Raw genomic sequence first — 13778 nt, forward strand, 5'->3', positions numbered from 1 at the left:
TCCAGGAGCGCATGTCGTATGGTCCACTTTGATCACGATGACGACAAGCCCCGCGAAGAGTGTGGCGTCTTCGGTATTTTCGGAAATCACGAAGCGAGTCTTCTGACTGCGCTTGGCCTGCACGCGCTGCAGCACCGCGGACAGGAAGCCTGCGGCATCACCTCTTTCGACGGCAAGCGTTTCCCCTCCGAGCGCCATATGGGCATGGTGGGTGAGCATTTTGGCGGAGACCTGCGGGCGCGCCTGCCGGGCCATGCCGCAATCGGCCACAACCGTTATTCCACGCAAGGCCGGCCGATGCTTCGCAACATCCAGCCGATCTTCGCGGATCTTGCCGGCGGCGGCTTTGCCGTTGCCCATAACGGCAACCTGACGAATTCCCGCGAGCTGCGCTACCAGCTGGTCCAGGATGGGGCGATCTTCCAGTCCACCATGGACACCGAGGTGATCCTGCACCTCGTTGCCCGCTCCAGCCGTCCGCGTTTCCTCGACCGCCTGATCGACGCCCTGCAGAAGATTGAGGGCGGCTATGCCCTGGTCGGCCTGACCGGCAAGAAGCTGATCGGCGCACGCGATCCGGTGGGCCTGCGCCCGCTGGTGCTCGGCCGCCTTGGCGATGCGTATGTGCTGGCTTCTGAAACCTGCGCGCTCGACATCATCGGTGCCGAATTCGTGCGCGAAGTTGAGAATGGCGAAGTTGTTGTCATTTCCGACAAGGGCATTGAATCCCATCGCTTCGCCCAGGCCCGCCCTGCCAGCCCCTGCATCTTCGAATATGTCTACTTTGCGCGCCCTGACAGTATCGTTCAGGGCCGCTCTGTTTATGAAGTGCGCCGCCGCATGGGCCACCAGCTGGCCGCGGAAACGCCGTGCGAAGCCGATGTGGTCGTGCCGGTGCCGGATTCCGGCGTACCTGCCGCGCTCGGCTTCTCAGAAGCCTCCGGCATCCCCTTCCAGATGGGCATCATCCGGAACCACTATGTGGGCCGGACCTTCATCCAGCCGACCCAGACCGGCCGCCAGAGCGCGATCTCCAAGAAGCACAGCCCGAACAAGGCTGTGCTGGAAGGCAAGCGCGTTGTGCTGGTCGACGACTCCATCGTCCGTGGCAACACGTCGAAGAAGATCGTGCAGATGGTGAAAGAGGCAGGCGCCAAGGAGATCCACTTCCGCTCCGCCAGCCCGCCGATCGTGAACCCGGATTTCTACGGTATCGACATGGCCGCGAAGTCCGAACTGTTCGCCGCGATCCACACCCATGAGGAAATGGTGCGTGAGCTGAAGGTGGACTCCCTCGGCTTCCTGTCGGTTCCGGGTCTCTACCACGCCATCGGCGAGCCGGTGCGCAACAATATGATGCCGCAGTTCGCCGACCACTGCTTCACCGGCGAATACCCCACCCCGCTGGTCGATTACGAACATGACGAGAGCGACAAGGAGCGTCAGCTCTCCCTGCTGGACGACGCGTAAGGCCTGCGCTAGACGCGCGGCATGACCCAACCCCGCCTCATCCTCGTTACCGGCGCCTCCCGCGGCATCGGCCGGTCCGCCGCCCTGCATCTCGCGAAACAGGGTGACATCGTCATTGCCATTGCCCGCTCGAAACTGGCCCTCGAAAAGCTGGACGACGAGATCCGCGCACTTGGCAGCGAAGCCGTTCTGGTGCCGATGGACCTGAAAGACACCAAGGGGATCGAGACGCTTGGCAAAGTGATCGGCGAACAGTTCGGACGCCTCGACGGCCTGGTGGCGAATGCCGGCATCCTTGGCACACTGGGACCGCTGGAGACCTGCGGCCCGCGCAGCTTCGAGGAAACAATCGCGGTGAACCTGACCGCCAATTTCCACCTGATCCGGGTGCTCGGCCCATGGCTGCACAAGTCGGAAGCCCCGCGCACCGTTTTCGTCACCTCTGGCGTTGCCCGTCACCCCCGCGCTTTCTGGGGACCTTACCAGGCCGCGAAGGCGGGTCTTGAGGCCATGGTGCTTGGCTGGGCCGACGAGCAGGAAAACCTGCCTTTGCGCGCGAACCTGTTCAATCCAGGTGGCACCCGCACCGGCATGCGCGCCGAAGCCATGCCGGGCGAAGACCCGATGAGCATTCCGTCAGCGGACGATGTGTCCGCTGAACTGGTGAAGCTCGTCAGCAAGGACGAGACCCGTACGGGCCAGCTGGTCAACTATCGCGAAGTGGCCGCCGCACATTGATGCCGGAGAAACCTGCTGTCCGGTCCGCCACAAGCGAAGACCTGCCGCTCCTGAAAGAATTCGAACAGGGCATCATCACGGCTGAGCGGCCGTATGATCACACGCTGAAGCCGGACCCGATCAGCTATTACGACATCGGAGAACTGATCGATTCCGATGATGCAGACGTTGCCGTGGTCGAACTGGATGGCGAGATCGTTGCGTCCGGCTATGCCCACAAACAGCGTTCAAAACACTATATCCAGCACGAATACCATGCCTTCCTGGGCTTCATGTTCGTCCGCCCGGAATATCGCGGACGCGGCCTGAACAAGATCCTGATCGATCATCTCACAGGCTGGGCCAAGGCAAACGGCCTCAGCGAGATCCGGCTGACGGTCTACTCCACGAATGAACCGGCGATCCGGGCTTATGAGAAGGCCGGCTTTGCGCCCTACATTACCGAGATGCGCCTGAATCTGGACGAGTAGTCTCGCGTTTTCGTTCCTCTTCGCGCACAGCTTCCCACCGCTTGCGCAAGCGGGCGACGCGTTCCGGGAAACGTATTTCCAGCATTTCAACCTGCTTCACCCGGTCGGTGCGAAAATGGCGGAAGCCTTCCCGCAGTTCGCACCAGGCGCACATCATGCGGATATCGTCGGCATAGACGATCAGGAAGGGCCAGACCGTGCGACGGGTTATTTTACCAGCCTCATCGGAATAACTGAGGTCCAGCTTCTTCTGTGTCCGGATCGCTTCGCGGACCAGTGCCACATCGAAGGAATCCTCAGGCCGCTTGCGGAAACTGACCGGCACAAGCCCCGCATCCATGATGACGGGCTGGAGGTCCAGCGGCACGGCGGTCGAGAGTTTTGCGATCAGGTCTTCCGCCCCGCGAACCAGCCGCGCATCCCCGCGTGCTGCCACCCAGCGCGCCCCCAGCACGGCAGCCTCCAGTTCGTCCGTCGTCAGCATCAGCGGCGGCATGTCATATCCGGAGTCCAGCACATAGCCCGTGCCTGCCTCCCCGCGGATCGGCACACGCTGCGCGATCAGCTCTGCCATGTCGCGGTAGAGCGTACGCAGGCTGGTTTCAAGCTCTTCCGCGAGTTCCCGTCCCGTCACGGGGCGGTTCTTCCGGCGGAGGATCTGGATGATCTGGAACAGTCTCTCGGTGCGTCTCATGAAAAGGACCCTACTGCCACGCTGCTGACACCATGCTGTCAGCAGGCCTCCCGTATCAAGTCCTCATCGCAACCCGAACCAGGAGAAAGACGATGATCACGCTTTACGGATGGGGGCCAATGTTCGACTGCCCCTCGCCCAGCCCCTATGTCATGAAGGCCGATATCCAGCTTCAGATGCTGGGCGTCGATTTCACCCGCGCCATCGCAGACCTCGACGCCGTGCCGAAGCACAAGGCTCCTTACGTCATCGATGATGGCCAGTTGATCGAAGACAGCAATTTCATCCGCCATTATTACGAAACGAAGCTCGGCAAGGGCCTCTATGACGGCATGAGCGGCAAGGACATCGCGCTCAGCTGGGCACTCGAGCGAATGGCCGAGGGCCAGCTGAACAAGATCATGGCCTATGAGCGCTGGATGAAGGAGGACAATTTCAACAAAGGCCCGGCCCAGTTCTTCGCTGATGTCCCCGCCCCGGCCCGCCAGGCCGTGCTGAAGGAAGTCCGCGACGGCGTCGCCGCCACCAATATGAGCGAAGGCACTGGCCGCTTCACGGAAGCCGAGCGCATGCAACTCGCGGACTGGGATATCGGTGCCATCGCCATGCAGCTTGGCGAGCAGGATTATTTGCTGGGTGACCAGCCAACCTGTGCCGATGCCGCGGTCGCCGCCGTACTGATCTCGTGTGCGACGGAGTTCTTCAACACGCCGCTGAACGGCCTGGTCCGCAAGCATGACAATCTTGTGGCCTATCTCGACCGGATGACAGCCCGATATTTCGCGCACGTTACATGGCCTGGATGGCCGGCACTGGAACAGGAGCCAGCCTGACCGCCGGCGAGTCGAAAAAAATATGCCGTAATCTGATAATGTAAAACGAACTTCCCGGGGCGTGGTTTCGCATTCCCCGGGAATAACGTATGCTGCGCACCAGAAGCCGGGCGATCCCTGTCATTTGTCCCGGAACGGAGGCAGCATGAAAGGCGCGATATTTTATTCCGGCCAGTATGGCAGCACAGCGCAATATGCCGACTGGATCAGCGAAGCGACAGGCCTGCCGGTGTTCAACATCAAACATGCGAGCGTCGCCCCGTCGGAGTTCGATTTCCTGGTGCTGGGCAGCTCGGTCATCATCTACAAGCTGACCATCCGGAAATGGGTCGCCAAACACTTGCCTGCACTCCTGAACCGCCCGGTGCTTTTGTATACGGTGTCCGGCGCCGCGCCCGGTCCGAAACTTGACGGCTGGGTGCATGACAGCCTGCCTGCCAGCCTTGTCTCCCATGCAGAACCATTCGCCTTCCAGGGACGGCTCGACATGGACTCCCTGGGCTGGTGGACCCGCACAGTGCTGAAGATCGGCGCCATGATGAACAAGGATCCGGAAGGCCGGAAGGACGAACTCCACGGGTTCGACTATATGGACAAGTCCGCAATCGATCCGCTCGTCGCCCGCATCAGCGAACTGACGGCGACACCGCGCGACAGCATTTAAAGCCGGAAGTGTTTCGACAGTTTCAGGCCCTGCCCCTGATAGTTTGATCCCTTGCCGCCATAGAGCGCGCCAGGCTTACCCAGCATCGGCTCGTAGATCAGTTTGGCCACCGGCTGGCCGTGTTCAAGAATGAAGGGCACATCACGCGAGCGCACTTCCAGCACAGCCCGGCTGCCGCCCGTATTGGTGCCGAAACCCGGATCGAAGAAACCGGCATAATGCGCGCGGAACTCGCCGAGCTCCGGCGCAATGGGCGCCATCTCCGCGGCCTCGTTCGGCGCCACCTTCACCGTCTCGCGTGACACAAGGATGTAGAATTCTTCAGGGTTCAGCACGATACGCCCGTCCCGCGGATAGACCGGTTCCCAGAACTGGGCCGCGTCATGCGCGCCGATGGCTCGCAGGTCCACCACGCCAGAATGGTGTTTCGCTCGATATCCGGCTGGCTGTCCTGCCGGTGGCTCCAGATCGATGGAGACAACTTTCTCTTTCAGCGCCTCGGGTTTTTTCTTCTTGAACCGGACCTGCGCCAGCCGGTCGCCCGGCCGCACCATGATTGGAAACGTCCGCGGGGACACTTCGAGATAGAGCGGACCGGAATAGCCGGTCGGCACTTCGTCAAAGGCGCGGGACCGATTCGTCACCAGCCGGGTGAACACATCGATCCGGCCAGTTGAGCTTTTCGGGTTCGCCCGCGCCGCAATGCCCGCTGGCAGGCGCAAATGCTCCTGAAGGGGCACGAGATAGACGCAGCCCGTCTCCAATACAGCGCCTTCCTGCGTCAGGTCGATCCGATGCAGGTGAATGCCGGGTTCCTGCAGCATCTCGGCGACCGTGCGCTCCTTGCCCGGCAGGAAGCTCGCCCGCAGACGGTAGGCATCCTCGGCCAGGCGCAGGTCCAGGCTCGCCGGCTGGACCTGTCCTTCGTCCAGCGGCGTGTCCGTCCGGATGGCGCCGGAAGCTACCAGCGCCTCGATTTCCCGGTCGGGAAGAACACCTGTATCCTGTGGCATCTCTTGCACCCCTCGCCCTCTCAGGCATAAGGGCGAAACACGGAAACACAAGGAATAAGCTGCCATGGCAGACGCATCAGGCGGAGACGCCAAAAAAGGCTGGAAACCTGCCACCAAGGCGGTGCGTGGCGGCCTCATGCGCTCCGAGCATGGGGAGATCGCCGAAGCGCTCTATCTCACCTCCGGTTATGCCTATGACAGCGCCGAACAGGCGATGCGCCGCATGGCGGGTGAAGAGCCGGGTTTCGTCTATTCCCGCTATGGCAGCCCGACCTGCGAGATGCTGCAACAGCGCCTCGCCCTGATCGAGGGGGCAGAAACCTGCCGTGTGACCGGATCCGGCATGGGCGCCATCTCCTCGGCCATCATGGCCCCGCTGAAAACGGGTGACCGCGTCGTAGCGGCGAAGGCCCTGTTCGGCTCCTGCCGCTGGATTATCGCCAACCAGATGCCGAAGTACGGGATCGAGACCGTTTTCGTGGATGGCGCCGATCTGGACGCCTGGGAACGAGAAATCGCCAAGGGCTGCCAGCTGGTGCTGATTGAAAGCCCGGCAAACCCGTTGCTGGACGGTGTGGATATTGCTGCCGTCTCCGAACTCTGCCGCAAGGCCGGCGCCCTGCTCGTGGTGGACAATGTCTTCGCCACACCGATCCTGCAGAAGCCGCTGGAACTTGGCGCCGATGTGGTCGTCTATTCCGCCACCAAGCACATGGATGGCCAGGGCCGTGTCATGGCCGGCGCCATCCTCTGCGACCAAGCGCGAATGACCGAAATCTACGATCCGTGGCTGCGCCATATGGGCCCGGCCGCTTCGCCGTTTAACGCCTGGGTCGTGCTGAAAGGCCTTGAAACCCTGCAGCTGCGCGTCGAAGCGCAAAGCCGCAGCGCCGCGCGCCTTGCCGACGCCATTGCAGACCATCCGGCCATCGCCGCGGTGCGCTACCCGCATCGCAAGGATCACCCGCATTACGAGGTCCATAAAAAGCAGATGCGCATGGGCGGCACGATGATGGCCCTGTCGGTAAAAGGAGGACAGGAAGCGGCTTTCCGGTTCCTCAACGCGCTGGAGCTGGTCGATATCTGCAACAATCTGGGCGACACCAAATCCCTGGCTTGCCACCCGTCGACCACGACGCACCGCGCCCTCAGCGACGAGGAACAGGCAACCATGGGGCTCGACCGCTCCTGGATCCGCTTTTCAGTGGGCCTGGAAGATGCCGATGACCTTGAATCGGACCTGATCCAGGCTCTTAACAAGGTGTAAACAAACAGCGGGCAATTTCACCGAATGGCTCGAAGGTCGCCCCCACCCCAGTACGAACACGTCACCGACGGAGTGCGCATCCGCGTGCGCCCGAAATTCATGTATGACGAGTCCGAACCGGCAGCCGGCCGCTTCATGTGGTCCTACACAGTCGATGTGGAAAACGAGAGCGACCGCACCTGGACCATTATCCGGCGGCACTGGGAAATTGTCGATGCGATGGGCCGACTGCAGGCAGTCGACGGCGAAGGCGTCATCGGCCAGACGCCAACCCTCGGCCCGGGTGAGCGCTTCAGCTACACCTCCGGCGCGCCGCTATCCGCCCCGTCCGGCATGATGCGGGGCACCTATGACCTTGTGGATGAGGAAGGCGGCGAACTGGTCGCCCGGATCCCCGCCTTCTCGCTCGACAGTCCATACGACCAGTCTCGGCCGATCTGACAGCCTAGCCTTTCAGGGCTTCCTTGATAGCATTCTTGACGCCCTGCTCGTCAGCGCCGCCGATGGCCGTGTCACCGATGTAGAAGCCCGGCGTACCATCCAGGTTCAGCGCGTGACCGAGACGCTGCATGTCGTCCAGCTGCTTCTTCAGCGCGACCGATTGCATGTCCGCCCGCATCTTGCGGACGTCCACACCGATCTCCTCGGCGAGTTCGTCGATCTTGGCTTCGGTCAGCTGATCGTTCGACTTCAGGTTCATCAGAGCTGCGTGCATGTCGTAATACTTGTCCTGCTTGCCTGCCGCGAGCGCAGCCAGGGCTGCGGTTTCGCTGATGCCGCCGAAGATCGGGTATTCCTTGAAGACAACACGCACCTTGTTGTCGAACTCTTCAGGCAATGCCTGAACGAATGGCAGGGAGCGCTTGCAGTAGCCACAGCGGTAATCGAAAAACTCCACGACGGTCACCGGCGCATCCGCCGGACCGATGAAGTGGTCCGTATCCAGACTGTACAGCTTGTCCTTGTTCTGGCTGATCGCCTCCTGTGCCGCCTTGGCAGCCTCTGCCCGGTCGCGGGCATTCAGGGCGATGATCGCCTCCTCGATCACTTCGGGATGCGTCACGATATATTCGTGAATAATCGTCTCAAGCTCGGCACGCTCCATGGTGACCGGGGCCTTGTTGCCTTCGGCGCAAGCTGGGGTCATGGCGACCATGGCGACAGCGGTGGTCGCAAGCAGGGGGCGGATCATCATCAATACCTTTCCAGGCCCGTCAGGGGCTGTTTCATTTCAGCGGGACTATACTGGCGAAGGCCCGCCCGTCCATCAGTCCTGACAGAAAGTTGAACGGTTTCAGTGCTCACCGACTGTAATTGAGAACTGGTTCACCCCGCGCCGGGCAACGCGATTATAAAAATCGCGATTGTCGGGATTGTTCGGGTCCGTGATCAGCAGAATGTCGTCGGCACGGCGATAATTCACCGTGTTGCGATCCAGCTGATCTCGGGCGCGATGCGCGAAAATGTTCGCACGTTGCAGGTCGCCGACCGCATAGGCGGACTCAGCAGTGGCCAGCTGCGCTTCGGCGCGGCGCCCCTGTTTTTCCAACGTGATGGCCAGTTGTTGCCAGGCAAACGCATTGTCCGGTTCAGCGATCAGCGCATCCCGCAGGGCAGACTCCGCCTCTTCCACATCGCCTGGTTCAGCACGGGCATTCAGGGACCGTGCATAATTGATCAGGAGCAGTGGCTGGCCAGGTTTGAATTCAAGGGATTTGCGGTGCGGCTCAACCGAGTCAGCGGCGCGACCGCCCTCAAACAGGATCTGGCCTTTCAATTCCCAGAAGTACGGGTTCTCGGGCTCGTCCACCAGAAGAGAATTGATATCGTCCAGCGCAACCTGAATGTCGGATGCCTGCATGGCAGCGATCGACCGGGCATAGCGTGCCGGTTCGCTCTGGTCGGCATCGGGATACTCCCGGCGCACTTTACCAGGGGTGTCGAGGAAACCGATCAGCTTGGCGCGCATCATCTCATATTGATACTGCTCCCGGTCCGTAGGCGGAACATCTCGCGTGGGGGACTCATCCGCCAGCATCCGCACATTGCGGATCCGGTCCGATGCCAACGGGTGGGAGCGGAAATACGGATAGCGGCGGGCTTGCGAGATAACTTCCTGCGCGCGGAATTTCTCGAAGAATTCCACGATGCCTTCCGGCGACTCGCCAAGTTCTGTGAGATACGACACCGCCGCAGTATCCGCCATCGACTCTTCGGAGCGTGTGTGGACGAAGAAATTCAGCGCCGCGAATTGCTGCGAGGATCCAATCAGGGCTGCGCCGGCTCCGCCCTCCCCGGCTGCAATGGCCAGGATACCAAGGCCGATCGAGATCAGCGCCGGACGGGCGGCAACACCGGCTGCCCGGCTACGCGAGACCGTGTGGCCGCAAGCGATGTGGCAGGTCTCGTGCGCCAGCACGCCCTTGATCTGTCCGGGTGTGTCCGCCGCGATGATCAGGCCGGTATGAATATGGATGTTCTGACCATTCGCCACAAACGCGTTGAGCGACGGATCGTTGATTACATAGAGGCCGACGTCTTTCGGATTGAGTCCCGCAACATCGAGGATCGGATCCGTCCACTCGCGCAGCGTTTCTTCGATTTCGGCATCCCGGATCAGGCCCTGGGCCGAGGCCGAGACAGCCACGGTCAAAGAAGCTGCTGCCATTGCGATATATCGCAGGAAAGTACGGGCCATGCGGGTCCTGTCTCCGTTTTCCGCCATTCCCTTGAATCTACGGGTCTCAGCCAGCAAATGCGAGGGGGAAGCTACAGAATAACAGAAATGTCAGGGTTTAGCTGAGGGGAAGATGAACGAAAGCGCCGGATCGAGCCGGACTCCCACGTCTTCACCCGCTTTTGGCGCCTGATCCCGTGGGACAAGCGCCACAAGGCGTTGTCCGCCGGTATTCAGCACCAGCCGAGTCATCGCCCCGGTCACCTGGCTGGCCAGCACGTTCGCACGCACGCCCGAGCTGGAATCGAGGCAAACGCCTTCCGGGCGTACGACCAGTTCCGTTCCATCCGCAACATCTGCAAGCCCTGCGGGCACATCCGCTGCGGCGAGCCGGTTCACCGGACCGAGCGAAGCCGCCACGTCGGCGCTGACTGGATTCATGTAGACGTCGGCCGCCGGGCCTTCCTGACGCACCTTGCCTCCGCGCATGACCGCGACATGGTCTGCCGCCTCCAGCGCTTCGACCGGATCATGCGTCACCAGCAGCGCCGGAATGCCAGCGGCGCGGACCGCTTCCAGCGCTTCATCGCGCACGCTGGCCCTCAGCGCCGGATCGAGGCCGGAGAACGGTTCGTCCATCAGGATCGCAGCCGGTTTCGGAGCCAGCGCCCGGGCGATGGCCACGCGCTGCTGCTCACCACCTGACAATTCGTGCGGATAGGCATCGGCCCGCTCGGTCAGGCCAAGACGGCCGAGCCAGCCCCGCGCTTCAGCCCTAGCGGCCTCCTTGCCGAGCGGCTTCAGGCCGAACGCAACGTTCTGCAACGCCGTCAGGTGCGGAAAGAGCGCAAAGTCCTGAAAGATCAATCCGATGCGCCGCTTGTCCGGCGGCAGTGTTGTCTTTGTGGAAGACAGCACCCGGTCGCCGAGCCGGATCTCGCCTTCGTCCACCGGTTCCAATCCTGCGAACAGACGCAGAAGGGTCGACTTGCCAGCACCAGATCCGCCCAGCAGTGCAGTAACCATGCCGGGCTTCAGATCGAGCGACACCGCATCGACCACGCGCACGCCATGATAGGCGCGGCTCACTCCAATGGCGGACAGGCTGTCACTCATGCGTGTGCTCACCTGGCCGCGAATGGGATAGGCGCCACGAGAGCAGGATCACGGGAATCAGACCCGCCAGCGTGATGAGCAATGCCGGCAAGGCCGCCGCCGCAAGGCGTTCATCCGAAGCGTAGGCATTGGCACGCACAGCCAGCGTGTCCCAGCTGAACGGGCGAAGCATCAGCGTTGCCGGTAATTCCTTCAGGCATTCGACGAACAGGATCAACGCGCCGGCACTTGCACCGGAAAGCGCGATCGGCAGGTCGACCTCCCGCGCCCTGCGCAGCGGGGACGCGCCAAGACTTTCGGCCGCATGACCAAGAGAGGCAGGCGCACGGGCAAGTGCCGCCACCATGGGTTCTGCGCCGGTGGTCGTGAACCGGCTGGCATAGACCCATGCCAAGGCCAGCACCGGCACAATCCCTGTCAGCGTCAAACCCAGCCCTCCCAGAACGACCAGCGCGCCCAGCGCCAGCACAGCTCCCGGAATGGCATAGGCAGACGAGGCCGTCAGCCGCGCAAAGGCAGCGGCAGGCCCCTTCCCGCGCCCCGCCAATGCGATCACGAGCGCCAGCACGAAACCGAATGCGGCGCCGGCCCCGGCCAGAATGAGCGTGTTCTTCAGGGCCTCCCCAACCGGGGCGACATATTCCCGTGCCTCAAGCGCCCGCCAGACGAGACGCGAAACAGGCACGAGGAAGCCAATGGAAAATCCGACAAGGCAGAACAAAGCCGCTCCCAGACCCGTCAGGCCACGCAGCTTGGTACGGGAAACGGTGCGCCAGCGCGTGGAGCTCTGCTGGCTGCCCGCCCGCCCCCGGCTCCAGCGCTCCGCCAGCAACAGGCCGACGACCAGGACCAGCAGGATCACGGCCAAGCGCGCAGCCGCAGCCGGTTCGCCGAAACTCTTCCAGGCGCGCACGATGCCAAAGGTCAGCGTCGGCACACCCAGATATTCCGCAGCGCCATAGTCCGCGGCAGTCTCCATCAGGGCCAGCGCGAGCCCTGCCGCAATCGCGGGGCGGGCCGCCGGCAACACGACGCTCCAGAAACTGCGCAGCGGAGACGCGCCGAGGCTTCGGGCCGCTTCCAGCGCGCAAATGGACTGGGACACAAAGGCCGTCCGCGCGGTCAGGTACACATAAGGATACAGGCCACTCGCCAAAACAAAGGCGAGGCCCGGCATCGATCGCATCGACGGGAACCAGTAGTCCCGCGCCGACCAGCCGGTCAGGTCACGCAAGGCTGACTGAAGCGGGCCGCCAACGCCCATCAGGTCACCCCACGCATAGGCCAGTACATAGCCGGGCGCCGCCAGCGGCAGGATCAGCAGCCATTCGAAGACAGGCCGTCCCGGAAAATCATGCATCGTCACCAGCCACGCCGCAGGCACGGCGAAGACCAGCATGAAGAAGGCTGCCAGTGCCAACGTCCCCAGCGTCCCACCGAGATAGGACACCATCAGCGTGTCGCGAATGTGCTGCCACGCCTCCCCGCCGCCCATGAACAGGGCCGCCACCAGGACGGAGACGACCGGCACGGAGATGATGACACCCGCCAGCATGGCCGGCACATCAGCAGGACGGAAGTTCAGGCGCTTCAGGATGGACACCCGCGCAGGAAGGGGAAGACCGGCCAAGCGCGTCCGCCTCAGTTCCAGCCGGCCGTGTCATAGATCTCCTGCGCTTCGGACTGGTGCGTGCCCAGCTCGTCCAGCGGGAAGTCGCTCTTTTTGAAGTCCGGCAAGGCACCGAGCCCCTCCGGCAGAGGAGTGCCTTCGATCATCGGGTATTCCTTGGTCTCGCCGGTCAGCCAAACCTGGCCATCGGTGCTGGCGAGCCATTCAATGAATTTGATGGCGTTGTCGCGGTGCGGGGCATTCGCCGCGACACCAGCGCCGGTGACGTTCACATGCGTGCCGGTCGTGTCCTGTTCCGGGAAGCTGAGCTTTACCTTGGCAGCGGCAGCCTGCTGGCTCGGCGCGCCGGTGGTCATTCGGACATAATAATAGTGATTGGTCAGCGCGACGGAGCATTCGCCTGCTGCGATCGATTCGATCTGCGTGATGTCCCCGCCCTGCGGCGGACGGGCGAAATTGGCGACCACGCCATCAGCCCAGGCCTGGGCCGCGTCATGGCCCATCCGGCCGATCAGCTCGCCCATCAGGGACAGATTGTAGATATTGGTCGAAGAGCGCTGACAGACTTCACCCTTGAAGCGCGGGTCGGCCAGGTCGCTGTAATGGGCAACCTCATCGGGCGTCACACGCTCCGGGTCATACGCGATCACGCGCACACGGCGGGCGAGGCCGAACCAGTAACCATCCTTCTGGCGGAAGTGCGCCGGGATCTTTTCGTCCAGTGTCACGTCCTCAACAGGCTGCAGCAGACCGGCTGCTTCAAAGCGGTACAGCGTGCCAGCATCGGACGAAATCACGACATCCGCCGGGCTCGCATCGCCTTCAGCCTTCATGGTTTCCAGAAGTTCCGGCGCGCCCGATTCGCGAAAGCGGACCTTGATGCCGGTCTCGGTCTCGAACGCCTTGTACATCGCCTTGTCGGAATCATAGTGCCGCGCCGAGTAAACATTGAGGACGCCCGCGCTTTTGGGCTTGTCCCCTGATTCAGCTACAGGTTTGCCTGCATCTGAGGCAGGCGCGCCCGGGTTCCCGCATGAGGCGAGGAGCACGGTGGCGGCGGTGAGCCATAGGCGAATTCCGGTCATATCAGAGCCTGTTTTCTGCTTTTAAGGCCATCAAACATAGTTGAGAATAATTCGCAACAAACCCTTGTCGCGACTTTTTGCCCGTTTTTTGCACAAGCGTAAGGAAATCTCCCGCTCCGGG

General features: G+C 62.3%; 14 protein-coding genes. 7 read left to right on the forward strand and 7 right to left on the reverse strand.

Annotated features, from left to right (window positions below; translation table 11 throughout):
- Nucleotides 1-18: 18 nt before the first annotated feature.
- Genes purF through HY17_RS06090 form a run of 3 tightly spaced genes read left to right on the forward strand, consistent with a single transcriptional unit; the run spans nucleotide 19 to nucleotide 2678 of the window.
- Nucleotides 19-1470: an amidophosphoribosyltransferase gene (gene purF / locus HY17_RS06080; RefSeq protein WP_034764289.1), complete on the forward strand. Its 1452-nt coding sequence runs from the start codon at nucleotides 19-21 to the stop codon at nucleotides 1468-1470.
- Between the two features lie 21 nt (nucleotides 1471-1491).
- Entirely contained in the window at nucleotides 1492-2208 is a 717-nt protein-coding gene (locus HY17_RS06085; RefSeq protein ID WP_034764294.1) for an SDR family NAD(P)-dependent oxidoreductase, read from the forward strand.
- Nucleotides 2208-2678 (forward strand): GNAT family N-acetyltransferase, encoded by a 471-nt coding sequence (locus HY17_RS06090; protein ID WP_034764297.1) that lies wholly within the window; start codon nucleotides 2208-2210, stop codon nucleotides 2676-2678. The genes HY17_RS06085 and HY17_RS06090 overlap by 1 nt, the downstream gene beginning before the upstream one ends.
- On the opposite strand, the gene HY17_RS06095 is transcribed toward HY17_RS06090, so the two are convergent.
- Nucleotides 2647-3372, reverse strand: a complete 726-nt coding sequence (locus HY17_RS06095; protein WP_034764301.1) for a YafY family protein — start codon at nucleotides 3370-3372, stop codon at nucleotides 2647-2649. The genes HY17_RS06090 and HY17_RS06095 overlap by 32 nt on opposite strands.
- Nucleotides 3373-3464: 92 nt before the next feature.
- Here HY17_RS06095 and HY17_RS06100 point away from each other — a divergent pair, with 92 nt between their 5' ends.
- Nucleotides 3465-4205, forward strand: a complete 741-nt coding sequence (locus HY17_RS06100) for a glutathione S-transferase family protein (protein WP_065382750.1) — start codon at nucleotides 3465-3467, stop codon at nucleotides 4203-4205.
- A 145-nt stretch (nucleotides 4206-4350) separates the two neighbouring features.
- Nucleotides 4351-4869, forward strand: coding sequence for a flavodoxin domain-containing protein (locus HY17_RS06105; protein ID WP_034764305.1), 519 nt, complete (start codon nucleotides 4351-4353; stop codon nucleotides 4867-4869).
- Here the strand turns inward: HY17_RS06105 and HY17_RS06110 are convergent.
- Nucleotides 4866-5882 (reverse strand): 2'-deoxycytidine 5'-triphosphate deaminase, encoded by a 1017-nt coding sequence (locus HY17_RS06110; RefSeq protein ID WP_034764308.1) that lies wholly within the window; start codon nucleotides 5880-5882, stop codon nucleotides 4866-4868. The genes HY17_RS06105 and HY17_RS06110 overlap by 4 nt on opposite strands.
- 64 nt (nucleotides 5883-5946) lie before the next feature.
- On the opposite strand from HY17_RS06110, the gene metZ reads away from it, so the two are divergent.
- A complete protein-coding gene (gene metZ, locus HY17_RS06115; protein WP_034764311.1) occupies nucleotides 5947-7149 on the forward strand; it encodes an O-succinylhomoserine sulfhydrylase in 1203 nt (400 codons plus the stop codon).
- Between the two features lie 24 nt (nucleotides 7150-7173).
- Entirely contained in the window at nucleotides 7174-7590 is a 417-nt protein-coding gene (gene apaG, locus HY17_RS06120) for a Co2+/Mg2+ efflux protein ApaG (RefSeq protein WP_034764314.1), read from the forward strand.
- A gap of 4 nt (nucleotides 7591-7594) precedes the next feature.
- On the opposite strand, the gene HY17_RS06125 is transcribed toward apaG, so the two are convergent.
- From HY17_RS06125 to HY17_RS06145, 5 genes are all read right to left on the reverse strand, one after another.
- Nucleotides 7595-8344 (reverse strand): DsbA family protein, encoded by a 750-nt coding sequence (locus HY17_RS06125; RefSeq protein WP_034764317.1) that lies wholly within the window; start codon nucleotides 8342-8344, stop codon nucleotides 7595-7597.
- A 99-nt stretch (nucleotides 8345-8443) separates the two neighbouring features.
- Nucleotides 8444-9847, reverse strand: a complete 1404-nt coding sequence (locus HY17_RS06130; protein ID WP_051599754.1) for a M48 family metalloprotease — start codon at nucleotides 9845-9847, stop codon at nucleotides 8444-8446.
- A 90-nt stretch (nucleotides 9848-9937) separates the two neighbouring features.
- On the reverse strand, nucleotides 9938-10942 hold the full coding sequence (locus HY17_RS06135) for an ABC transporter ATP-binding protein (RefSeq protein ID WP_034764320.1): 1005 nt from the start codon (nucleotides 10940-10942) through the stop codon (nucleotides 9938-9940).
- The gene (locus HY17_RS06140) at nucleotides 10935-12572 is read right to left on the reverse strand and encodes an iron ABC transporter permease (RefSeq protein ID WP_233348669.1); all 1638 of its coding nucleotides are present in this window, start codon (nucleotides 12570-12572) and stop codon (nucleotides 10935-10937) included. The genes HY17_RS06135 and HY17_RS06140 overlap by 8 nt, the downstream gene beginning before the upstream one ends.
- An 11-nt stretch (nucleotides 12573-12583) precedes the next feature.
- Nucleotides 12584-13657: an extracellular solute-binding protein gene (locus tag HY17_RS06145; RefSeq protein WP_034764325.1), complete on the reverse strand. Its 1074-nt coding sequence runs from the start codon at nucleotides 13655-13657 to the stop codon at nucleotides 12584-12586.
- Nucleotides 13658-13778 lie beyond the last annotated feature (121 nt).

The sequence above is a fragment of the Hyphomonas sp. CY54-11-8 genome (assembly GCF_000682735.1).
Classification (GTDB): Bacteria; Pseudomonadota; Alphaproteobacteria; order Caulobacterales; family Hyphomonadaceae; genus Hyphomonas.